This window comes from Enterobacter sp. HG048 (assembly GCF_024702055.1).
Taxonomy (GTDB): Bacteria; Pseudomonadota; Gammaproteobacteria; order Enterobacterales; family Enterobacteriaceae; genus Enterobacter; species Enterobacter dykesii.
On sequence record NZ_JANLIZ010000004.1, the window covers coordinates 204,010 to 226,321 of the forward strand.

The window sequence follows — 22,312 nt, forward strand, 5'->3', positions numbered from 1 at the left end:
AGACAGTCAAATCTTTCCTGTATCGCTTTAAGAGCCGTTTTTATGGGATGTGAATACATTTATTGGTTTTCACCTAAAAGTTCTCCGGAGTGGTATACAAGGCTTTTTTGAAGGGGTATGGAGCACTCTTGGTATAGATTCGGTAACAAACTAATTACGCGCTCTAGAATCTGCTACAAAGATAGATGAAACCCGGAAAATTGCTTTATGAGAGAAATATTTCCGGGTTTACATGTACTTATAGATTAAGTGTGTGAGTGCCTTTAGGATAATAAGGGCCAACACAATATGAAGTGTCGTTTAACTCTGGAGATATCATGGATGTTGTAAATATTAACTGATACTCATCATGTAAATTTTGGCATTCATTAATTATAACGTGTTGGAAATTATGGCTTCGTGCATCAACCATTCCTTTATCTTCAATATTATCCATAATAATGAAATTAGGTAGGCGTGACTCTGGATCGTCAACGCAGTGGAGGAAGATAGCAAGCCGAATACTGTTTTTGAAAATAACCATTGAACTAGCGGAAAATTTACTCATGCCGTCCAAATACATTCTGTCGCGAGCAAAGTCAATAATAACATCGCCAGGGTTATCGAATGCAGGCTCGTTGCCACCATCTGATATTAACAGTCTTTTGGTTATTTGCTCTATATCAGAGTATACAGCCACTTGTCTTTCTGCTTGAAGTTTGTCTAATGAAGCGAGTTTATCTTTAATTTCCAAAATTCTTTTTTGGGCTTGTTGCTTCTCCAGTAAGAGAGCATTTATTTTAGAAATGCCACCTCTGTTTTCTTCAAGAGAAAGAATGGCTCCCTCAATAAATCCGATGCTTTTTCCAATTTCAATTATCAAGCTTTCTTTTTCGGATGGAATCAATGAGAAAGTCTTAAGGCTACGAGATAGCTCATTTATTTTTAAGCTTGTCTTTTCTAGATTAACATTAAGGTTTCTGATCTCACTTTCAAGACTTGCAATAACTTGACTGCTTTCTTTTATTTGAAAGTTCAGGTTGTTGAGTTGTTTGACATAAGCATCATCAGACGAGTTTTTGCTATTTTTACTTTTGCATAATCCACAGCTTTCTAAATCGGTGCTTATCTCAATATGATTTAAACATGAGGGGCAATATTTGAATTCAATACTACCAAGTGAATTATTAACGGATTTAGAATGTAATAGTGCATCTTTCCTTGATTCTAGTGAAATTAAGAAAAGTTTCGTGTCGCTCATTTCTTTTGATAAAGAAATAATTTCTTCCTGTATTTTGAATCGGAAAGATATCAACTCAAGATTTTCATTTTGTAATTTTGCTAAAACGGATTTGTCTTCGCTGCTATCATCCGTGTTTCCACCAGAAAGCAACGTTTGCATCTCTTCATTAAGTTTATCAAGTTCAAGTGAGTATTTTTCAATGCGCTGATTTAATGAATGTTCACTTACTTTTACATCATCTCCGCCAATTATCTTAAATATTGAATTCGCTTCTGAATTGAATTTTTCGAAACGTTTTGTTTCTGATAACAGTTCTTGTCTTAAGTTGTGAGCTTCTAAGTCATCAATGCCAAGAAGGTATTCACCAATAGCTCTTCTTAAGTTAGGATTATCAAAGTTCTTCTCTTCTTTTAAAAGCTTAGTTGTTGCTGATAATTGGTCAACGTACATCAATCGCATTATCTGATGGAGAGTTAAATTTCGGTCATCATCAGTTTTATGTCTTGGAAGACTCAAAAGCTCAAAAAGCTGCTGAGAAAAGCTATGTAATGTATCACTTCTGCGATAAGGGTAACCTGTCCAGTGAGCATTGAGTTTGATGGATGAGTCAATAGTACCTTCATGCAAGTACATCTTTGACAGTCCGTTTTCAACAATATCTCTTTTTAATGTGACCCTAATTCCGTTGAGTGAAACTTGAGCAAACACTTTATCACAATATGACTGATGTTGAGTCCAGTCAGTTATAACTGAACCTAAAGCATAAGACAATAAATCTACAATCGTTGATTTGCCCGTCCCATTCCAACCTCTTATTATATTAACGCCTTTGTGGAATTCTTGGTCATACACAAAAATGCCGTTCCTGGATACAGCGAATCTTTCAACAATCAAATGAGGCTTAATCATTTGTATCTACCTCGTCATATCTATATTCCATAAGACCTGTTCTTTTTTTTAGTCCGTTGGAGCCGTAAAATTCAATTTGCTGGAACCCTTTGGATATTAGGGCAAACCATTCACTCTTCCTGTAGGAAACTTCGCTCAAAGAATGTTTTAAATCTTCAGGTAAAACAGTTTTAGTCCTTTTTATCTTTCCATTTGTATAACTTTCCATATCAATTAAATTCTTGGACAAAAGATGATGGAACGCGATAGATTGAATTCGTCTTAGTTCAATGAAAATTCGATTAGGATTCTGAATGTTCTCGTAAGGTTCACTTATCTTTTGTATTGCTTTTTTATAACGTCTTAATTCATTCGGAAATGGTTTTATGAGTTTTAAAAGACTAGGGAAAAGTACATAAAAGTCCATTAGCCTGAATAGTTCAATATCAATTTCACAGTCATTTTGCTCTTCTAATAAAAGCAACGATCTATAGACGCAATGGCTCGTATCGAATATTGGGTGATATATTAACATTTAATCCCCCACGATACATGACATAAGCCAGTCAAAAAATAAAGCATTCCTGATACCAACTCAGTAGTAATCAAGCTATCGTAACGAACAATAGCTTTATGCACTGGTTGAATTATTTCAATATTAACTAGTCTATCGATTTCTACTTTACTTTGACCACTCATTATTGCTGGATAAATACACTGATGCCAGCTCGAACAAATGGCGGAAAGAATTTGAATGTATACTGTTTGTTCAACCAGAGACATTTGATCTTTAGCAACTCTCCGAGCAAATTTATTTTTTAGCCTAGTTGCTCTTTCCACTAAGTCAGATCTGTCACCGCGTAAAAGTTTACCTTCCAGTCCAATGATCTCTCTTCCTGGATAATCATCTAGATACTCAGCTAAATCTTCCATTATGGATATTAATTCGTCATGACCTAAACAAGACTTTTTAACCTGATCAATGGTCGATTCTAAACTCGACAGTGTATAAAAATTGTTGTCGCCGTCATGCGATGCGCCATCTTGATATTTAACTTGAGATATAGTCATGAGAAATTGTTATCTCCCTCATGTCTTGCATTATCTTTATATTCAACGGTCTGGATTTTTACATGGGGAGGTGTTGATGACGGCAGCTCTGCCTTGGTCTCATTATTAGTAGCATCTAGAGGACGGGTGTCATCATTTTCAACTGTAGGATAGGTTTTTGCTGTTTTTAATGTAGAATAAATGAAGAATATAGCCAAGAGAACAAGAATGATTAGGATTAAAATGAAGAACCTATTAATTCCTAAAAAATCTGTTATTTTTTCGTCGAAGATTTTATCAATAACAAAATAAAAAACGTAAAGTACGAGCCCGGGAAGACCAACTTTTTTTATTGATTTACTCCAAAAATCGCTCATAAATTTCCCTATACTATAATTAGCACATTGAAAGCATTGACAATTTACCATTAACTAAGTCTAAAATCCATAAAAAATCAATCAAGATATGCTATAGGTTATTTTATGTTTTTCAATGGGTTATCGAATGAAAGATAGATAGAATACTAAATAGGAATCGATCTGATAGTCTTAGACTTTGCTCATCGCCCAAGCAGCATTGTCAAGGCTTACTATAGTAATGGACAGACAGAGCAATGATGGTAAACGTGCCCAAAGCTACGAAGTACTATCCCGATCATTACGTCGTACATCGTGCTAATCCTACAACACTCGCAGGTCCGATATTCTGGCTTTCTTACCTAGCAAAAGAACGCAGGAAGTTGCAAACAGGGAAGGGAACGCGCTTATACTCAACATCAAAGTTGAATCGTAAAGCACTGGATTCGTAAATATCGCACAGGAAGCCCGTAGAGCGTTTTTCTTTGCAAGGTATCAAATCGTATTAGCCATATCATAAAAATCGCTTACAGGCGCTCTCAGGGCGTTTTAAGTCATGAATAATACCAGTTAACTCTGAGCTTCGGTCAGTTGCATGATAGTCCAACGATAATTGCTTTGTTTATATAATCATAGATTACTTCAAAATTCCGAGCGTAGCGAGGGACACGAACGAAGTGAGTGTCTGTGTACGATGTACTGTTTATAATATTTATATTTTATATATAGAGAAAACAGTACATTTCCGTATGTTTTTTAACCAGTGTTAACTATCCGTCTTCGCTTCGCTTGACGGAACTCGCTCCTCTCGTGATTCAGTACATCATTTCAGCATTTGAAACGATTTTCGCAACCCTTAGAACATTTTGTTCAATGTTCCTTGTCCGGTCAGAATCGAAGATAAAGTATTAGATTTGGCCTGAAGCAGCTTTGGCACAGATCCTCTCCCAATTTGACACTTCCGCCCCGTGACAAAAGCGGAAGTTGAACAATCATCTGAGCGATCAAAATATAACAATACTTTGATGGTGCAGCGGGTATCACTACCTTAAATCATGATATGTAAGAGGGATTGATTGCTGCCTGGAACCCAGACGGGATTTATCGTTGATGGAGCCAACTTGAGATATCCATTATGAAGAGACCAATAGCGCACAAAAATGACCGCCTGCCAGCGCCGAGAACAAATCACTTTACCCCTGAAGTGAGGCAGCGAGTTATCAATGGACTTGTTGCGACAGCTAAAGTTGACTTCGTATCCTTAGTTCACTGGCTGAAAACAGGTAAACAGAATGGTGAACCTATTCCTTTAGATAAATGCGAAAGTCTTCGAACCACTATTCTTAATCTTGGAACCCTTAAAGCTGGTGTACAAACCGACTGGAAGCATGCGATCCAGTTGATGGAAAAAGAAATCAAAAAAAGCCACCAACTGAATGCCTCGGTTCCTGCTCCCTCGCAGCTTGTTACTGGTGTTTTAAGAAATCTTAATGATATCAGTGAGAAGATCGCTGCGGGTAAAGCTGTTCCCGAGATGCTTGGCAGGCTCGAAAATATGCAACAAATGATTGCCAACCTCAAGGGTAATGAGGGTCTGATTAAAAGTATCAGCATTCTAACCCGAAGCGCACAGGATGCCTTGCGTGGCTATAGCAAGAAGCAGCCAAAATCAAAAGTTAGGAAGCCTGAAAAAGCAAATCCTCTCCTTCGTGACGAGCAATCCTTTCGTGCCGAGTGTGCCCCTCTAGTCGGGGAAAACGATATTTTCATAATCGCTAGTTGCCTTATTTCAATGTCGGCTCGGTTGGGGCAGTCACCTATTAGCTTGGCTAAAAGAGCAGCCGCTTTAAAAGGTGTCATCAAAACTGAGCTTTTGACCGAACTGCTGGAGTTACTTCAACAGGATGTAGAGTTGAATGCCTTAGTACCGCTCCACAGAGACAAAGATGACAATACTCGTAGTGATGGTGGTAAGCTTGTTGGATTGACAGGGGTCGTTGAGGGGGGCTCCTCTATCGGTGTGGAAGCGCAGCGCATTATTACCGCAGAACTTAAAAAGCTCGCGTATATCTCCGCAGTTCAGCGCGTTTATCTGGATACAGCTCGTTTAGGACTGGCTTTGGAAAACGATACGTTTAAGGTTATCGATGAGGTAAAACGTATTGCTGAGAAGCACAATTGGAGTCCATTATCGGTTGCGGTGTATGCGACTTACAAAACGCCTGGCATAAGACCGGATATCGCCGGAGATGTGATTACTTTACTGGCACAGGATGAGGTTCTTTCAGCGACCGTCAAACGATAACTTTATTTGTATTAGCTCAGATTTGGCCTGACTAAGGTGTGGCGCAGGGCCGGACTTAATCTGACAGTCCGCTCCGTGCCAGGAGCGGAAGTTGGAGTGTCAGAGGCCCTCTAAAATGATGGTTTGTTTTGCAGGGATACTTACACAACGTCTACGCCGTTTCTATGTGGATTAATGTATGACGGTAATGCCTGCCTTCATTCCGTCAGTTCTTGCAGTGCTTGCTTTCGCATGGATAGACGAATGAAAAGAATGGTTTATATACTTGCCCATATCTACAGATTTTTCAGGTACTCGCATGAAAATGACACGCTTAGAAGCTATTAAAGCATGGGGAAGAGCAAGCCGTGAAGGTAAGCCTATTCCCGATGATGTTAGAAAGGTTCTGATCAGCACTCAAAATGATAGCTATCACGATTTCGGTATAGAAGCTCCTACAGCTAAAGTTAGAGTTAGCAAAGAGCAAGTAAAAAGGAATATGAACGGTAAGAAGCCGTTAGCTACATCTGGTACTATGCGTAGTACGGGAGGTGCTTTAACTCCTGAACAAATGGAAATATACAACCAAAAACGTAAGTTAGATAATCAAAAGCGTAAAAATAACCCTCAACTTTATTCAAAGCTAATGCAAGATTTTATTGCATCTGGTTTATCTAAAAAACAAGCCGCTAAGAAAGCTAGAGCAATTATTTTAAGTGCAAATCTAGATAAACTAAATAACGATAAAAAACCTTCTGCTGTCAGAACAAACCGAATTATTAAATCCAATGCTTTACTTAATGAGGAGACGATTAAATCTGATCCCTGGCACATAGCAAAAGTTAAGCAAGATGCGATCAATTTATCTAATGTCGAACAAAGACGGTTCGACACAGCACTTTTAAGACGTCCTATTTCATGTATTGAATGTAAAATTGACTTTAAATCATTTGGTGCATTTGTAGATCATACTAAAGATGTTCATCATACTAGCGTAAGTACACCTAAGTTAATTGTAGAAAATGAAGCGCCTATTAATATTGTGGATATTGTCATTGAGTCGCCTGTATTGTTATCTACTGAGCCAGTAGAGCCAGTAGAGCCAGTAGAGCCAGTAGAGCCAGTAGAGCCAGTTGTTTCTATTCCTATTGCCAAAACGCCAGAATCATTTAGTGACAAGTGGATCAGGTTGTTTGCAGAGAAAGGTTACAGTGCTGCTATGGTTGAAGCGTTTAAACGGGATGCAATTAAAGAGAATATGACGGCATTACAGATACATGATTTTCTTAGTGTCTGTAAGCCCTATAAAGCCCCTGTAGAAAAACCTGTACTTCCTTTAGAAGCGATTATTGTCCCTGACTCTGAACAAGCAAACACCATTACAGAGGCCATAGAAACGCTTGTAGAAGCACATGTAGCTTCTGTTGCTAATGATTCCTCCTACGCTGTTACCCTCGCTGATTCTATTGAGCAAGCTTTGTTTGCTGATCGCATTGTTCGTAGCCGTACCAATCAGAACGATTTTAAAGAACGTGTAGCCGCTAACTTTGATTATCGTTGCGCTATTACGAATAGCGGAGAAGCGTTAGAAGCAGCTCACATTGAGCCAGTAGGAACGGGGAACAATAACACTTCTAATGGGGTGCTTATGCTTGCTTGTTTGCATCGTCTTTTTGACGCTGGAATGATGGCTATCGAGCCTGATTCTCTTACAGTGCATTTCAAGGCTGATTGTACATACTTTGCTAAAAGTACGTTGGAAGGTAAAAAACTAAATGATCACTCAGTACCTCTGAACAAATCAGGATTGTTAGAACGCTGGCTTAGCTTTAATATTGATAGAATTTAGAGCAATTAAAACATTATGTTATCTAATGGAGATAATTATCCCTAACATGCAATGAATATTCATAAGCAAACCTTTCTTTTTCGCCTAAAATGCTAATTATAAATAAAAACATTTCAATTCAGCATAAAGGTTGACATTTACTAATCCTTATCGCCCCTCGTGGTTACTTAATGCAAATACCGCCCCTTGAATTGCGGCTGTTTCTGTAATCACTTTTGTGGGAACTGGACTGACCCCACAAAAGTGCCAACTTCCACTCCTCGCTCGTACCGACTTCTTGCCCCGAACCTGTCTGCTAAGTGCCAAAAGCGGACGATTCAGAAGCCAGCTCTTAATAAAAGCTGACGCATTATCGAACCGGATAACCATGCGTAAAGGCTGTGGATGGCCATATCGAGATGTGTTTCAGCGCTGGAAACAGAATGACAGCAATCAACAACCTGTTTGACTGCTGCGATTTTAAACTCTTCGGTATAACGCTAACCACTCATGGTAACCTCTCTTTAAGTCATCTTAATTGACTCTGAGGTATCTGTTAAACCCGTGGCGATTCAGTTTTGGGTGTCAGCGCTTGACCTGTCTGGTCTTTATAAACCCTCTTTTTAGGGGCAGGGTAATGTTCGTTAAGATATCGTTGGATTCCAAGAAGAGTTTCACCGTTTTGTTTAAGTTCGATAATCTTCTGAGCTGCGGTAAAATATAGAGGATGTGGAGTAACGTATCCTGATTTTGTATCTACCCACCAAACATTCTGACCGACGGATTCTATTGCTTTTGCTGGTGTTCCCGATTCTCTTGTCAGGTTGTGTCGTATCAACGAACGGGCTTGGGCTTCAACTCGATTCTTTTTTGTCAACGACTCGTCGTGGGCGCGTGTGAACATCAACAATGAAATGATTAAATCGGTTGGATTATTCTTTACGTCCGCGTACTTATAGACCTTTTCATCCATGCCAGTAACAACGACTATCCCCCTGCTAAGTATGTTCTTGAATATATCCAAAGCGCTCCAGGCATCATCACGACTAATGCGGTCAAGATTTTCGACGACTAACCACGAGCCAACGGGAACCTTAGCCCCAATCTGCTTGATGAACTCCGATAACTTCCCTTCATGAGCATTTTTTCCTTTGAACGCAGACATGCCGAGATCGTGGAAAGCCGTTGTATCAAGTTCGAGATTATAACGGGCCGCAATTTTTAGAGCGGTATCTTGCTGACGCTCCAGGGAGTTACCTTCCCGTTGTTTCATAGATGAAAAACGCACGTACGAATACAGCTTGGGTTTCATTGAGTGTGATTCCCTTCGGATGGTATTGATTGATCAGATAGACCTGATGCTAACAGCAGGAATGTGAATTTTAAACAGTGAATAATTATATGTTAGGCAAGCCTGCCAATACCCGCTGCGTTCAGCTCTCGGAAACGAATCTGTGCATGATCTTTGGATCGCCGCTGCGCCCGAAGGTCTGCTCCGGGCTTCAGCCCACTGCCGAAATGTGCGGCAGCACGCGAGGGCAGGCGATGACGTACCTTCTTGAGCTGGAAGCACTCACCGCACCCTAAACGTCTTTAATCCTCGCCAGACAGCCGATCGTCAGCGTACACATCACCAGTGCAATCCAGAAAACCGTGTGATAGTTCCAGATTTCGGCAACGACACCGGCCATTGAGCCCGCGATAATCCAGCCCACGCGGGTGGTATTAGTATAAAGGGTGGTGGCTGAGCCTGCCTGGCCCGGCATCAAATCCTGGAAATAGAGCATGCCTATCCCGGCGAGAATGCCAATGTAGATGGCGTTCAGCAGCTGTAAAGCCAGCAGCAGCGCTGGCGTATGTACCGTCAGCATACCGATATAGAACAGCAGACCGGCGACAGCGGCGATGCGCATTAAAAAACGCTTTCCGAAGCGCTTTGCGTAATAGCCCGCAATGAGCATCGTCGGGATCTCAAGCCCGGCCGCGGTGCCCATCATGATGCCCGCCAGCTTCTCCGACAGGTGGAGTTCATCAATAATAAACAGCGGCATATTGATGATATACAGGCTGTTGGTGCCCCACATCAGCGTGCAGATCGCGAACAGGAGCAGGGCATCGCGGCGATTACGGCGCGGCGCTTCCAGCACGCCCGTTGCCACTTTCGCCTCTTTGCGCATGGACGGCAGGAAGAACCACACCAGCGCGCCGCACACCACAAACGCGACGGCCGCGCTCAGGTACATCACCGTAAAACCAAAACCCATCGCCAGCGCGTAAGCCAGCGGCGGGCCAATCACCCATGCCAGAGACACCTGAGCACGCAGGACAGAGCTGAACATCACCGCTTCACGTCCGGTATGGTCGGCGTGTTCGCGGGCAAGGGCGAACAGCTGTGGGTTCGCCGTCGAGCCAAAGCTGCTCAGGAAAACCCCGACGAAGAGCAGAATGAAATAGTTGCGGTTCCAGGCAAATAAAACGCAGGCCATGACCCCGAGCAGACAGCAGAAAACGATCAGGCTTTTACGATCGCCTTTTCTGTCGGATCGCCCCGCCAGAAACTGGCTGACCAGGATGCCGATGATAGCGCTTCCGGTAAAGAAGAAGCCCACCATCGCTGGACGGACGTGAACCTCGTTGGTCAGAAACAGGCTCAATGTCGGCGTCTGTAACGCACCGGCAATGCCCGTGAAGAAGGCAACAATCAGGAATGCCGCTGAGGTCAAATCATAGGGCTTCGGCGAGACGGCCGCAGGGGTGTTATGCATGTTTTATAATTAGCGAGTAGCAGAGAGGGGCGGAGTTTACGCCGTCAGCTAAAAAATAAACAGTGGGTACGGTCAATGATGCCACGAAAAATCAAAATGGCATTTCAACTACGTCCCACCCGGCTGAACTTAGCTGAAACTGTCTTGCTGAACTTCAGCAAAATTCAGCTGAACGAAGAAGAAATGTGCTGTATCTCTAAATTCTGATATCGGAAATACGAGTTTACTTGCAAGACATTGCAGAAAGCGCAAGACTTTTTGAAACGTTTCAGCGCTATCTTGTTTTAACAAACGGAGCAGGCTAGCGCATTTTTTCTCATTAAAGCTGAAACGATTCAAGTTCAGCAGGAGTGGAAAACCATGTTCCAGTTATCTGTTCAGGATATCCATCCGGGCGCTCAGGCCGGGGATAAAGAAGAGGCTATTCGCCAGGTTGCCGCTGCGCTTGTGCAGGCGGGTAACGTCGCGGACGGCTATGTAAACGGCATGCTGGCCCGCGAGCAGCAGACCTCAACCTTCCTCGGTAATGGCATTGCCATTCCGCACGGCACCACCGACACCCGCGATCAGGTGCTGAAAACCGGCGTTCAGGTTTATCAGTTCCCGCAGGGCGTGCTCTGGGGCGACGGTCAGGTGGCGTATGTGGCTATCGGTATCGCGGCCAGCAGCGATGAACACTTAGGCCTGCTGCGTCAGCTGACGCATGTCCTGAGCGATGACGATGTGGCTGAACAGCTTAAGTCCGCGACCACAGCTGAAGAGCTGCGCGCCCTGCTGATGGGCGAAAAACAGAGCGAAGCGCTGAAGCTGGACAATGAAACGCTGACGCTGGACGTGGCTGCCTCCGATCTGGTGACGCTGCAGGCGCTGAACGCGGGTCGTCTGAAAGAAGCCGGCGCGGCGGATGCCACCTTTGTGACGCGCGTGATTAACGATAAGCCATTGAATCTGGGTCAGGGTATCTGGCTGAACGACAGTGCTGAAGGCAACCTGCGCAGCGCTATCGCCGTGAGCCGCGCGGCCAATGCGTTTGACGTGGAAGGCGAGCGTGCGGCCATGCTGGTGACCGTGGCAATGAACGATGAGCAGCCGGTTTCCGTGCTGAAGCGTCTGGGCGATCTACTGCTGAACAACAAAGCTGAAAAACTGCTGAACGCTGATGCCTCCACCGTGCTGGCACTGCTGACCAGTGATGATGCGCCGACTGATGACTTGCAGACCGCGGAGTTCGTGGTACGCAACGAGCACGGCCTGCACGCTCGTCCGGGCACCATGCTGGTGAATACCATTAAACAATTCGAAAGTGAGATCACCGTGGCGAATCTTGACGGCACGGGCAAACCGGCCAACGGCCGTAGTCTGATGAAAGTTGTCGCGCTGGGCGTGAAGAAAGGCCACCGTCTGCGCTTCACCGCGCAGGGTGCCGATGCTGAACAGGCGCTGAAAGCGATTGGCGATGCCATCGCGGCGGGTCTGGGGGAGGGCGCATAATGAGCAGACGTGTTGCGACTATTACGCTGAACCCGGCTTATGACCTGGTAGGATTTTGCCCGGAAATTGAGCGCGGCGAAGTCAACCTCGTGCGTACCACTGGCCTGCATGCTGCGGGCAAAGGGATTAACGTCGCGAAAGTGCTCAAGGATCTCGGTATCGATGTCACCGTGGGTGGATTCCTCGGGAAAGATAACCAGGATGGTTTCCAGCAGCTGTTCAGCGAGCTGGGCATTGCCAACCGTTTTCAGGTTGTTCAGGGCCGCACCCGCATCAACGTTAAGCTGACGGAGAAAGACGGTGAAGTGACCGATCTGAACTTCTCTGGCTTCGAAGTAACGCCGTCAGACTGGGAGCGTTTTGTTAACGATTCTCTGACTTGGCTTGGTCAGTTTGATATGGTCTGCGTCAGCGGTAGCCTGCCGTCCGGCGTCAGCCCGGAAGCGTTTACCGACTGGATGACGCGCCTGCGCAGCCAGTGCCCGTGCATTATTTTTGACAGCAGTCGCGACGCGCTGGTTGCGGGTCTGAAAGCCTCGCCGTGGCTGGTTAAGCCGAATCGCCGCGAGCTGGAGATCTGGGCGGGTCGTAAGCTGCCGGAATTAAAAGATGTGATTGACGCTGCCCATGCGCTGCGCGAGCAGGGTATCGCTCACGTGGTGATCTCGCTTGGTGCAGAAGGCGCGCTGTGGGTTAACGCGTCTGGCGAATGGATCGCCAAACCGCCGTCAATGGAAGTTGTGAGCACCGTTGGCGCAGGGGATTCCATGGTTGGCGGCCTGATTTATGGTCTGCTGATGCGGGAATCCAGTGAACATACGTTACGTCTTGCCACTGCCGTTGCTGCCCTGGCCGTCAGCCAGAGCAATGTCGGTATTACCGATCGTACCCAGTTAGCCGCGATGATGGCGCGCGTTGACTTAAAACCTTTTAACTAACAGCAGGAGAGGAATAATGAAAACGCTGCTGATCATTGACTCCGGTCTCGGACAGGCTCGCGCCTATATGGCGAAGACCTTGCTGGGCGCGGCGGCACAAAAAGCACATCTGGAGATTATCGATAATCCAGGCGATGCAGAACTGGCCATTGTCCTGGGCGATAAGATCCCGGCTGACAGTGCGCTGAACGGCAAAAAAGTGTGGCTGGGCGATATTAATCGCGCGGTGGCACATCCGGAACTGTTCCTGAGCGAAGCGAAAGGGCACGCGTCTGTCTACAGCGCGCCTGTCGCGACGGCACCGGCTGCGACCACCGGTCCGAAACGCGTTGTCGCGGTGACGGCCTGCCCGACGGGCGTGGCTCACACCTTTATGGCAGCTGAAGCCATCGAAACCGAAGCGAAAAAACGCGGCTGGTGGGTTAAAGTTGAAACGCGCGGCTCCGTCGGTGCCGGCAACGCTATCACCCCTGAAGAAGTGGCTGAGGCCGATCTGGTGATCGTGGCGGCGGATATCGAAGTGGACCTGGCGAAATTTGCAGGTAAGCCAATGTACCGCACGTCTACCGGCCTGGCGCTGAAAAAGACCGCGCAGGAGTTTGATAAAGCGCTAGTGGAAGCGAAGCCGTATCAGGCAACCGGCGCGCGTCAAACCGCGACGGAAGGTAAGAAAGAGTCTGCAGGCGCATATCGCCATCTGTTGACCGGCGTGTCTTACATGCTGCCGATGGTGGTTGCGGGCGGTCTGTGTATTGCCCTCTCGTTCGCATTTGGTATCACCGCATTTAAAGAACAAGGCACGCTGGCGGCTGCGCTGATGCAGATCGGCGGCGGCTCAGCCTTCGCCCTGATGGTGCCGGTACTGGCGGGCTTTATTGCCTTCTCCATTGCTGACCGTCCTGGCCTGACGCCGGGTCTTATCGGCGGTATGCTTGCCGTGAGCACCGGTTCTGGCTTTATCGGCGGTATCATTGCGGGCTTCCTGGCCGGTTACGTCGCGAAGCTCATCAGCTCGAAGCTCAAGCTGCCGCAGAGTATGGAAGCGCTGAAGCCGATTCTGATCATCCCGCTGATTTCCAGCCTGGTGGTCGGTCTGGCGATGATTTACCTGATTGGTAAGCCGGTTGCGGGCATCCTGGCGGGTCTGACCCACTGGCTGCAAACCATGGGTACCGCGAACGCGGTTCTGCTGGGCGCAATCCTAGGCGGCATGATGTGTACCGACATGGGTGGTCCGGTGAACAAAGCGGCGTACGCCTTTGGTGTTGGCCTGCTGAGTACCCAGACCTACGCGCCAATGGCAGCCATCATGGCGGCAGGTATGGTGCCTCCTCTGGCGCTCGGTCTGGCGACGATTATTGCCCGTCGTAAGTTCGATAAAGCGCAGCAGGAAGGCGGTAAAGCGGCGCTGGTGCTGGGTCTGTGCTTCATCACCGAAGGGGCGATTCCGTTCGCGGCGCGTGACCCAATGCGTGTGCTGCCATGCTGTATCGCGGGTGGTGCAGTGACCGGGGCGATCTCCATGGCGATTGGCGCAAAACTGATGGCACCACACGGCGGTCTGTTCGTGCTGCTGATCCCTGGCGCTATCACGCCGGTACTGGGCTACCTGCTGGCGATTATCGCGGGTACGCTGGTGGCTGGTCTGTCTTATGCGGTGTTGAAGCGCCCTGAAGCAGAAGCGGTTGCGAAAGTAGCCTAAGGGTTAACGTGACAAAAAAGCCGGGTGCATTATGCACCCGGCTTTTTTTATGCCGCCTGTTCAGCGGTTTGCTGTGCCTTCAGCCAGGCAATCTCTTCTGCCCAGATGTCCGGATTAATGGTTTCCAGCACCATCGGAATACCGTCGAAGCGGGCGTCCTGCATAATGAAGCGGAACGCATCGTGGCCAATATTGCCTTCGCCCAGGCTGTGGTGGCGGTCAACGCGGCTGCCAAAGGCGCTTTTCGCATCGTTTAAGTGCATGCCGCGCAGGTACTGAAAGCCCACGATGCGCTCGAACTCATCAAACGTGTTTTTCGTTGCCTCGGTGGTACGCAGGTCATAGCCAGCGGCAAACGCGTGGCAGGTATCAATGCACACGCCCACGCGGGATTTGTCTTCCACGCCGTCGATAATCGCCGCCAGATGTTCAAACTTAAAGCCGAGGTTACTGCCCTGACCGGCGGTATTCTCTATTACCGCGGTGACGCCTTTGGTTTTGTCCAGCGTGATGTTGATGGACTCGGCAATGCGCGCCAGGCAGGCATCTTCATCGATTTGCATCAGATGACTGCCCGGATGGAAGTTCAGCAGCGTCAGCCCAAGCTGTTCGCAGCGCTGTACTTCATCAAGAAACGCCTCGCGGGATTTTTCCAGCGCCTCTTCAACCGGATGCCCGAGGTTGATGAGGTAGCTGTCGTGGGGAAGGATCTGGCCTGGCCCGTAGTGGTACTTCTCACAGGCGGCTTTGAAATCGTCAATCACGTCAGCGGTGAGCGGTGCGGCGCGCCACTGGCGCTGGTTTTTGGTGAACAGGGCGAAAGCGGTCGCCTCGATTTCGGCGGCGCGAATGGCGGCATTCGCAAGGCCACCTGCAGCGCTGACGTGCGCTCCAACATATTTCATAAAAAAACTCCTGCTAACCCGAAACGCTTATGATAGCGGGTTAGCAGGAGAAGGACGAGATGGTTTATGCCATCAGGCTGTGCACCGCGAGGTTAATGGTACCGCCGCCGACAATCAGCCAGATAAAGAGCACCAGCGCCATCAGCAGCGGTTTCGCCCCGGCTTTTTTCAGCGCGCTGACGTGTGTGGTCACCCCCAGCGCCGCCATGGCCATCGCCAGCAGCACGGTATCCAGCGTCACCAGCATATCCACCACCGCTTTCGGCAGCAGATGGAATGAGTTGAAAATCGCCACCACGATAAACAGGATCGCAAACCACGGAATGGTGATTTTGCTTTTCTCGCCGCCGCCTGCCGGTGCCAGCTGCTTAACCCGCGCGGCGAGGAAAATCAGGAACGGCGCCAGCATCATCACGCGCAGCATTTTGGCAATCACCGCCGCGTTTTCAGCTTCCGGGTTAATGGCATGTCCTGCCGCCACCACCTGGGCCACTTCGTGCATGGTCGAACCGATATAGATGCCGTAGGTTTCCGGGCTGAACCAGTGGGCAACCAGCGGATACATCGCCGGGTAGAGGAAGATTGCCAGCGTACCGAAGATCACCACCGTCGCCACTGCCACGGTTACCTTGCTGGCTTCGGCTTTAACAACGGGTTCTGTTGCCAGTACCGCCGCGGCCCCACAGATACTGCTCCCGGCACCGATCAGCCAGCTGGTTTGCTTATCCAGGCCAAAGACTTTCTGGCCGATAAAGCAGGCCAGCAAAAAGGTGCTGGTCAGGGTCAGGACGTCGATAGCGATTCCGCTGACACCCACATCCGCAATCTGCGAAAAGGTGAGACGGAAGCCGTAAAGGATAATGCCGAGACGCAATAAATGTTGTTTGGCGAAAATGACGCCCCCGTCGCAGGATTTCCAGATATGCGGGTAAACGGTATTCCCCACGACCATGCCCAGCAAAATGGCCAGCGTCAACGCGCTAAAACCGGCGCCCGCGATAGCCGGGATGCTGCCGCCCCATAATGCTACGGCGGTCACTGCTGCGCTAAGCGCGAGGCCCGGCACGAAGTGCCACACTGTACGATGATGTTGTAAGGTGATTTCTGACATAACCTTCTCCTTTGTCTGGCTAAAGGTTAAGGCGCTCTGGCTTAAAAATAAAATTGATTATATACTTATAATTAATCTATATAAGTGGTAAGAAACCATGCACATTACATTGCGTCAGCTGGAAGTGTTTGCCGAGGTGCTGAAAAGTGGCTCGACGACCCAGGCGTCACAAATGCTGGCGCTCTCACAGTCTGCGGTCAGCGCGGCGTTGACCGATCTTGAAGGACAGCTGGGCGTTCAGCTTTTTGACAGGGTAGGGAAGCGTCTGGTGGTCAACGAGCACGGTCGTCTTCTTTATCCACGCGCGCTGGCGCTGCTGGAGCAGGCTATCGAAATCGAACAGCTGTTCCGCGAAGACAACGGCGCAATCCGCGTCTACGCCAGCAGCACCATTGGGAACTACATCCTGCCGGAAGTGATTGCCCGCTACCGCCGTGATTTCCCGACCCTGCCGCTGGAGATGAGCGTGGGTAACAGTCAGGACGTTATCAACGCGGTGATCGATTTCCGCGTGGATATCGGCCTCATCGAAGGGCCCTGTCATAACGTCGATATCATTGCCGAGCCCTGGTTGGAAGATGAGCTGGTAGTGTTTGCGTCCCCGGCCTCGTCGTTATTGCAGGGCGAAGTGACGCTGGAGCGGCTGGCGCAGGCGCAGTGGATCCTGCGCGAGCAGGGCTCCGGCACGCGTGAAATTGTCGATTATCTGCTGCTTTCCCATCTGCCGCATTTCCAGTTAGGGATGGAGCTTGGGAACTCTGAGGCTATCAAGCACGCGGTGCGTCATGGCCTGGGGATCAGCTGTCTTTCCCGGCGCGTTATTGCCGAACAGCTTGAGACGGGGTCGCTGGTGGAAATTCCCGTTCCGCTCCCGAAACTGGTGCGCACGCTGTGGTGTATCCATCATCGTCAGAAACACCTTTCCAGCTCGCTGCAGCGTTTTCTGCGCTATTGCGAGATGTAATCTTCCCCTCATGCTGGCTCTCTCCCCACAGGGGAGAGGGAAAAATTATGCTTTACTTATAATCCTGGCCCAGTCATGAAGCTCTCTTATAACTGAGTATTTCTGCCGGAAGGAACGCGGATCGTCTGCTACAATCGCGCCTCATTTATTAAATGGACAGCATTTTCACATGGTTTCAGAAATTAAAACCACAGAAGCGCCCACGCTACGTCGTGAACTCAAGGCGCGTCACCTGACGATGATCGCCATTGGCGGCTCAATCGGTACAGGTCTTTTCGTTGCCTCTGGCGCAACGATTTCGGCAGCAGGCCCGGGTGGGGCACTTTTCTCTTATATCCTGATTGGCCTGATGGTGTACTTCCTGATGACCAGTCTCGGCGAACTGGCCGCGTACATGCCGGTATCCGGTTCGTTCTCGACCTACGGTCAAAAATACGTTGAAGAAGGCTTTGGCTTCGCGCTGGGCTGGAACTACTGGTACAACTGGGCGGTCACTATCGCCGTTGACCTTGTCGCCGCACAGCTGGTGATGAACTGGTGGTTCCCGGATACGCCGGGCTGGATCTGGAGCGCCCTGTTCCTCGCCGTCATCTTCCTGCTGAACTACATCTCCGTGCGCGGTTTCGGCGAAGCGGAATACTGGTTCTCTTTGATCAAAGTGGCAACCGTCATCATCTTTATCGTCGTCGGTGTGGCGATGATCGTTGGTATTTTCAAAGGCGCAGAACCTGCGGGCTGGAGTAACTGGGCGATAGGCGATGCGCCGTTTGCCGGTGGCCTTTCGGCGATGATTGGCGTGGCGATGATTGTCGGTTTCTCCTTCCAGGGGACCGAGCTGATTGGTATCGCCGCCGGTGAGTCAGAAAACCCGGAGAAAAATATTCCGCGTGCGGTCCGTCAGGTCTTCTGGCGTATCCTGCTGTTCTATGTGTTCGCGATCCTGATTATCAGTCTGATCATCCCGTACACCGATCCAAGCCTGCTGCGTAATGACGTAAAAGACATTAGCGTCAGCCCGTTCACGCTGGTCTTCCAGCACGCTGGTCTGCTTTCAGCTGCGGCAGTGATGAACGCCGTTATCCTGACCGCAGTGCTTTCAGCCGGTAACTCCGGGATGTACGCGTCCACCCGCATGCTCTACACGCTGGCATGCGACGGTAAAGCTCCGCGTATCTTTGCGAAGCTGTCCCGTGGCGGAGTACCGCGTAACGCGCTGTACGCCACAACGGTCATTGCCGGTCTGTGCTTCCTGACCTCCATGTTTGGCAACCAGACGGTGTACCTGTGGCTGCTTAACACCTCCGGGATGACGGGCTTTATTGCCTGGCTGGGTATTGCCATTAGCCACTACCGTTTCCGCCGCGGTTTCGTCAAACAGGGACACGATATTAACTCGCTGCCGTATCGCTCCGGCTTCTTCCCACTGGGTCCTATTTTCGCCTTCATTCTGTGCCTGATCATTACGCTGGGACAGAACTATGAAGCGTTCCTGGCGGACACCATTGACTGGGGCGCCGTGACGGCGACCTACATTGGTATTCCGCTGTTCCTCGTCATCTGGTTTGGTTACAAACTGACGAAAGGAACACACTTCGTTCGCTACAGTGAAATGGAATTCCCGGAACGATTTAAACAATAACCGCACTTCCTCTCTTTTAACCCGCTCATTCGAGCGGGTTTTTTTATTCCCGCCTCCTGAAACAAAGATATATTTTTTAACAATTTAATTGATAATAATTATCGTTTGCTTTATCGTTATCAAAAATAAGCGTGTCACCGACCCACCGCAGACGTGGGCGGCATGGAAGACGCTGTGAGCAATGATGATTTGATTTAGTTGTATTTACCTCATGGAGATATGGAATGTTTAGGTTGAATCCCTTCGTCAGGGGAGGACTTTGTGCGTCCGCAATGTCCCTGGCCATGCCTGTTATCGCAGCGGAAACCGGCGACACAATGGTCGTCACGGCCTCCGCGACCGAGCAAAACCTGAAAGACGCGCCGGCAAGCATCAGCGTGATTACCCAGGAAGATTTGCAGCGCAAACCCGTTCAGAATCTGAAAGATGTGTTACGGGAGGTGCCGGGCGTTCAGCTCACGAGCGAAGGGGACAACCGTAAAGGGGTAAGTATTCGTGGACTGGACAGCAGCTATACGCTGATCCTGATCGACGGCAAGCGCGTTAACTCGCGTAACGCGGTATTCCGCCATAATGATTTCGACCTCAACTGGGTGCCGGTTGACGCCATCGAACGCATCGAAGTGGTGCGCGGGCCGATGTCTTCTCTTTACGGATCCGATGCGCTGGGCGGCGTGGTGAACATTATCACCAAAAAAATCGGCCAGAAATGGACGGGCACCCTGAGCGCCGATTCCACGATTCAGGAGCACCGCGATCGTGGAGACACGTACAATGGTCAGTTCTATACCAGCGGCCCGCTGGTGGACGGCCTGCTGGGGCTGAAAGCCTACGGTAGCCTGGCGAAGCGTGAGAAAGACGGTCAGCAGAAATCCTCCACCACGGCGAGCGGTGAAACGCCGCGCATTGAGGGCTTCACCAGCCGCGATGCGAATGTAGAATTCGCCTGGACTCCGTCTGAAAATCACGACTTTACTGCGGGCTACGGTTTCGACCGTCAGGATCGCGACTCGGATTCTCTCGACAAAAACCGCCTTGAACGCCAGAACTACTCTCTCAGCCACAACGGGCGCTGGGGCGTCGGCAACAGCGAGCTGAAGGTTTACGGCGAAAAGGTGGACAACAAAAACCCCGGCAACAGCAATCCGATCACCTCCGAGAGCAACGCGGTGGACGGAAAATACGTGCTGCCGCTGGGTGAAATCAACCAGCTGCTAACCTTCGGCGGGGAATGGCGTCACGATAAGCTGAAAGATCCGGTCAACCTGACGGGCGGTTCCAGCAGCAGTACGTCGACAAGCCAGTATGCGCTGTTCCTTGAAGATGAATGGCGTCTCTTTGAACCTCTGGCGCTGACCACCGGCATCCGTATGGACGACCATGATACCTACGGCGATCACTGGAGTCCGCGAGCCTATCTGGTCTACAACGCGACCGATACCGTAACGGTGAAAGGGGGCTGGGCTACCGCGTTTAAAGCGCCGTCGCTGCTCCAGCTGAGCCCGGACTGGGTCACCGGCTCGTGCCGCGGTGCCTGTGAGATTGTCGGTAACCCGGATCTGAAACCGGAAACCAGCGAGAGCTTCGAATTCGGTCTGTACTACAGCGGGGAAGAGGGCTGGTTAGAGGGCGTGCAGGCCAGCGTTACCACCTTCCAGAATAACGTGGATGACCGCATCAGCATCAGCCGTACGGCCAATGCGAAACAGGCCCAGGGTTACCCTAACTACGTTGGCCTGAATGCGGACGGTGAACCGATTTTCCGCTACTACAACGTTAACAAGGCGCGTATCCGCGGTGTGGAGACCGAGCTGAAGCTCCCGCTGGCGGACGACTGGAAGCTGACCCTGAACTACACCTACAACGACGGTCGCGATATCAGCAACGGCGGCAACAAGCCGTTGTCCGATCTGCCGTTCCACACCGCCAACGGAACCGTTGACTGGAAGGCGACGCAGGACTGGTCGTTCTACGTTCAGGGCAACTACACCGGCGAGAAACGCGCGCTGACCAGCAGTGCAGCAACGCCGGGTGGTTATGTCATCTGGAATACCGGCGCCGCGTGGCAGGCGACGAAAAGCGTGAAGCTGCGCGCGGGCGTGCAGAACTTGCTGGATAAAGATCTGAGCCGCGACGATTACAGCTATACGGAAGATGGCCGTCGCTACTTTGTTGGCGTGGATTACAAGTTCTGATGCGGACAGGGTAAAAGCAAAACGGCAACGTAAGTTGCCGTTTTTAGTGTTTTTCCCTCTCCCAGTGGGAGAGGGCCAGGGTGAGGGCATCAGAGCGCACGCCCCCGCACTTACCCAAACAAATGCTCCGCATGGAAGCGGAGATGATCCTCAATAAAGGACGCGATGAAGTAATAGCTGTGGTCATACCCCGGCTGGATGCGCAGCGTCAGCGGCCAGTCCTTCTGGCGTGCCGCTTCGGCCAGCACCGCAGGCTGTAGCTGCCCGGCGAGGAACTGATCCGCATCGCCCTGATCGACAAGCATCGGGATCGCATTTGCTGAGCTGCTGGTCAGCATCAGCGCACAGCTGTCCCATTCCTGCCATTTCGCTTCATCTTCACCCAGATAGTTCGTGAAGGCTTTCTGTCCCCACGGCACCTGCGTTGGGTTCACAATTGGCGAAAATGCCGACACGCTGACGTATTTTCCTGGATTTTTTAGCGCCATGATCAGCGCCCCGTGTCCGCCCATGGAGTGTCCGCTGATGGCGCAGCGGTCGCTTACCGCAAACCCGGACTGAATCAGCGCTGGCAGCTCGTCGCGAATGTAGTCATACATGCGGTAGTGGCGCGCCCAGGGCTGTTCGGTCGCATTGAGATAAAACCCGGCGCCTTTGCCCAGGTCGTATCCTGCATCGTCGGCCACATCATCGCCACGCGGGCTGGTATCAGGCATCACCAGCGCAATGCCCAGCTCAGCGGCAATACGCTGCGCGCCCGCTTTGGTGGTGAAGTTTTCGTCGTTGCAGGTCAGGCCTGAAAGCCAGAACAGAACCGGCGGATTTTCCGTCGGCGGCAGGAAAATGCTGAACGTCATCGCACAGTTCAGAACGGTGGAGTCATGCCGCCAGCGCTGCTGTCGACCTTCAAAACAACGGTGCTCTTCGAGCAGTTCCATGCAGGGCTCCTTAATGAGAATGCGTATTCATAAAAA

General features: G+C 49.6%; 18 protein-coding genes and 1 pseudogene. 9 read left to right on the forward strand and 10 right to left on the reverse strand.

The window, feature by feature from the left end; all coding sequences use genetic code 11:
• Positions 1-238: 238 nt before the first annotated feature.
• From NUX24_RS07935 to NUX24_RS07945, 4 genes are read right to left on the reverse strand one after another with little or no spacing between them, the layout of a single operon-like run.
• Positions 239-2,131, reverse strand: coding sequence for a hypothetical protein (locus NUX24_RS07935; RefSeq protein WP_257830747.1), 1,893 nt, complete (start codon positions 2,129-2,131; stop codon positions 239-241).
• Entirely contained in the window at positions 2,124-2,645 is a 522-nt protein-coding gene (locus NUX24_RS21830; RefSeq protein WP_048224162.1) for an ABC-three component system middle component 5, read from the reverse strand. The genes NUX24_RS07935 and NUX24_RS21830 overlap by 8 nt, the downstream gene beginning before the upstream one ends.
• On the reverse strand, positions 2,639-3,181 hold the full coding sequence (locus NUX24_RS07940) for an ABC-three component system protein (RefSeq protein ID WP_072061320.1): 543 nt from the start codon (positions 3,179-3,181) through the stop codon (positions 2,639-2,641). Before NUX24_RS07940 ends, NUX24_RS21830 begins: the two co-directional genes overlap by 7 nt.
• Positions 3,178-3,537, reverse strand: a complete 360-nt coding sequence (locus NUX24_RS07945; protein ID WP_090419463.1) for a hypothetical protein — start codon at positions 3,535-3,537, stop codon at positions 3,178-3,180. The genes NUX24_RS07940 and NUX24_RS07945 overlap by 4 nt, the downstream gene beginning before the upstream one ends.
• Positions 3,538-4,651: 1,114 nt before the next feature.
• Here NUX24_RS07945 and NUX24_RS07950 point away from each other — a divergent pair.
• Together NUX24_RS07950 and NUX24_RS07955 are read left to right on the forward strand one after the other, a co-directional pair.
• Positions 4,652-5,821 (forward strand): hypothetical protein, encoded by a 1,170-nt coding sequence (locus NUX24_RS07950; RefSeq protein WP_257830752.1) that lies wholly within the window; start codon positions 4,652-4,654, stop codon positions 5,819-5,821.
• A 298-nt stretch (positions 5,822-6,119) separates the two neighbouring features.
• Positions 6,120-7,649 (forward strand): HNH endonuclease, encoded by a 1,530-nt coding sequence (locus NUX24_RS07955; protein ID WP_257830754.1) that lies wholly within the window; start codon positions 6,120-6,122, stop codon positions 7,647-7,649.
• 362 nt (positions 7,650-8,011) lie between these two features.
• Here NUX24_RS07955 and NUX24_RS21835 read toward each other — a convergent pair.
• Both NUX24_RS21835 and NUX24_RS07960 read right to left on the reverse strand, forming a co-directional pair.
• A pseudogene (locus tag NUX24_RS21835) lies at positions 8,012-8,128 on the reverse strand (transposase); the annotation flags it as partial.
• A gap of 56 nt (positions 8,129-8,184) precedes the next feature.
• Positions 8,185-8,940 carry a recombinase family protein gene (locus NUX24_RS07960; RefSeq protein WP_257830757.1) on the reverse strand — a complete coding sequence of 252 codons (756 nt, stop codon included), beginning with the start codon at positions 8,938-8,940 and terminating at the stop codon, positions 8,185-8,187.
• An 89-nt stretch (positions 8,941-9,029) separates the two neighbouring features.
• Between NUX24_RS07960 and NUX24_RS07965 the strand changes: the two genes are divergently transcribed.
• A complete protein-coding gene (locus NUX24_RS07965) occupies positions 9,030-9,215 on the forward strand; it encodes a Fe-S-cluster oxidoreductase (RefSeq protein ID WP_073001508.1) in 186 nt (61 codons plus the stop codon).
• On the opposite strand, the gene setB is transcribed toward NUX24_RS07965, so the two are convergent.
• Positions 9,212-10,393, reverse strand: a complete 1,182-nt coding sequence (gene setB / locus NUX24_RS07970) for a sugar efflux transporter SetB (RefSeq protein ID WP_257830762.1) — start codon at positions 10,391-10,393, stop codon at positions 9,212-9,214. The two genes, NUX24_RS07965 and setB, sit on opposite strands and share 4 nt — an antisense overlap.
• 360 nt (positions 10,394-10,753) lie before the next feature.
• On the opposite strand from setB, the gene fruB reads away from it, so the two are divergent.
• The 3 genes from fruB to fruA are packed head-to-tail and all read left to right on the forward strand — an operon-like array spanning position 10,754 to position 14,524.
• Positions 10,754-11,884: a fused PTS fructose transporter subunit IIA/HPr protein gene (gene fruB, locus NUX24_RS07975; RefSeq protein WP_257830764.1), complete on the forward strand. Its 1,131-nt coding sequence runs from the start codon at positions 10,754-10,756 to the stop codon at positions 11,882-11,884.
• A complete protein-coding gene (gene fruK / locus NUX24_RS07980) occupies positions 11,884-12,822 on the forward strand; it encodes a 1-phosphofructokinase (RefSeq protein ID WP_008500936.1) in 939 nt (312 codons plus the stop codon). Before fruB ends, fruK begins: the two co-directional genes overlap by 1 nt.
• Before the next feature lie 16 nt (positions 12,823-12,838).
• The gene (gene fruA, locus NUX24_RS07985) at positions 12,839-14,524 is read left to right on the forward strand and encodes a PTS fructose transporter subunit IIBC (protein WP_257830766.1); all 1,686 of its coding nucleotides are present in this window, start codon (positions 12,839-12,841) and stop codon (positions 14,522-14,524) included.
• Between the two features lie 47 nt (positions 14,525-14,571).
• Here fruA and nfo read toward each other — a convergent pair whose 3' ends face one another.
• Together nfo and NUX24_RS07995 are read right to left on the reverse strand one after the other, a co-directional pair.
• Complete coding sequence (nfo, locus tag NUX24_RS07990; protein WP_047652524.1) at positions 14,572-15,429, reverse strand: deoxyribonuclease IV; 858 nt, start codon at positions 15,427-15,429, stop codon at positions 14,572-14,574.
• 64 nt (positions 15,430-15,493) lie between these two features.
• Entirely contained in the window at positions 15,494-16,540 is a 1,047-nt protein-coding gene (locus NUX24_RS07995; RefSeq protein ID WP_047652523.1) for a YeiH family protein, read from the reverse strand.
• A gap of 97 nt (positions 16,541-16,637) precedes the next feature.
• On the opposite strand from NUX24_RS07995, the gene yieE reads away from it, so the two are divergent.
• From yieE to cirA, 3 genes are all read left to right on the forward strand, one after another.
• On the forward strand, positions 16,638-17,504 hold the full coding sequence (gene yieE / locus NUX24_RS08000) for a DNA-binding transcriptional regulator YeiE (protein ID WP_024908171.1): 867 nt from the start codon (positions 16,638-16,640) through the stop codon (positions 17,502-17,504).
• 169 nt (positions 17,505-17,673) lie between these two features.
• Positions 17,674-19,143: an amino acid permease gene (locus tag NUX24_RS08005; RefSeq protein WP_047652522.1), complete on the forward strand. Its 1,470-nt coding sequence runs from the start codon at positions 17,674-17,676 to the stop codon at positions 19,141-19,143.
• Between the two features lie 224 nt (positions 19,144-19,367).
• Complete coding sequence (cirA, locus tag NUX24_RS08010; RefSeq protein WP_257830775.1) at positions 19,368-21,338, forward strand: catecholate siderophore receptor CirA; 1,971 nt, start codon at positions 19,368-19,370, stop codon at positions 21,336-21,338.
• A 110-nt stretch (positions 21,339-21,448) separates the two neighbouring features.
• Here cirA and fghA read toward each other — a convergent pair whose 3' ends face one another.
• Positions 21,449-22,276 carry an S-formylglutathione hydrolase gene (gene fghA, locus NUX24_RS08015; RefSeq protein WP_257830776.1) on the reverse strand — a complete coding sequence of 276 codons (828 nt, stop codon included), beginning with the start codon at positions 22,274-22,276 and terminating at the stop codon, positions 21,449-21,451.
• Positions 22,277-22,312 lie beyond the last annotated feature (36 nt).

Excerpts from the sequence above, each read along its gene's own strand:
- NUX24_RS07935 (WP_257830747.1), bottom strand. The coding sequence starts at position 2,131 with ATGATTAAGCCTCATTTGATTGTTGAAAGATTCGCTGTATCCAGGAAC.
- NUX24_RS21830 (WP_048224162.1), bottom strand. The coding sequence starts at position 2,645 with ATGTTAATATATCACCCAATATTCGATACGAGCCATTGCGTCTATAGA.
- NUX24_RS07940 (WP_072061320.1), bottom strand. The coding sequence starts at position 3,181 with ATGACTATATCTCAAGTTAAATATCAAGATGGCGCATCGCATGACGGC.
- NUX24_RS07945 (WP_090419463.1), bottom strand. The coding sequence starts at position 3,537 with ATGAGCGATTTTTGGAGTAAATCAATAAAAAAAGTTGGTCTTCCCGGG.
- NUX24_RS07950 (WP_257830752.1), top strand. The coding sequence starts at position 4,652 with ATGAAGAGACCAATAGCGCACAAAAATGACCGCCTGCCAGCGCCGAGA.
- NUX24_RS07955 (WP_257830754.1), top strand. The coding sequence starts at position 6,120 with ATGAAAATGACACGCTTAGAAGCTATTAAAGCATGGGGAAGAGCAAGC.
- NUX24_RS07960 (WP_257830757.1), bottom strand. The coding sequence starts at position 8,940 with ATGAAACCCAAGCTGTATTCGTACGTGCGTTTTTCATCTATGAAACAA.
- NUX24_RS07965 (WP_073001508.1), top strand. The coding sequence starts at position 9,030 with ATGTTAGGCAAGCCTGCCAATACCCGCTGCGTTCAGCTCTCGGAAACG.
- setB (WP_257830762.1), bottom strand. The coding sequence starts at position 10,393 with ATGCATAACACCCCTGCGGCCGTCTCGCCGAAGCCCTATGATTTGACC.
- fruB (WP_257830764.1), top strand. The coding sequence starts at position 10,754 with ATGTTCCAGTTATCTGTTCAGGATATCCATCCGGGCGCTCAGGCCGGG.
- fruK (WP_008500936.1), top strand. The coding sequence starts at position 11,884 with ATGAGCAGACGTGTTGCGACTATTACGCTGAACCCGGCTTATGACCTG.
- fruA (WP_257830766.1), top strand. The coding sequence starts at position 12,839 with ATGAAAACGCTGCTGATCATTGACTCCGGTCTCGGACAGGCTCGCGCC.
- nfo (WP_047652524.1), bottom strand. The coding sequence starts at position 15,429 with ATGAAATATGTTGGAGCGCACGTCAGCGCTGCAGGTGGCCTTGCGAAT.
- NUX24_RS07995 (WP_047652523.1), bottom strand. The coding sequence starts at position 16,540 with ATGTCAGAAATCACCTTACAACATCATCGTACAGTGTGGCACTTCGTG.
- yieE (WP_024908171.1), top strand. The coding sequence starts at position 16,638 with ATGCACATTACATTGCGTCAGCTGGAAGTGTTTGCCGAGGTGCTGAAA.
- NUX24_RS08005 (WP_047652522.1), top strand. The coding sequence starts at position 17,674 with ATGGTTTCAGAAATTAAAACCACAGAAGCGCCCACGCTACGTCGTGAA.
- cirA (WP_257830775.1), top strand. The coding sequence starts at position 19,368 with ATGTTTAGGTTGAATCCCTTCGTCAGGGGAGGACTTTGTGCGTCCGCA.
- fghA (WP_257830776.1), bottom strand. The coding sequence starts at position 22,276 with ATGGAACTGCTCGAAGAGCACCGTTGTTTTGAAGGTCGACAGCAGCGC.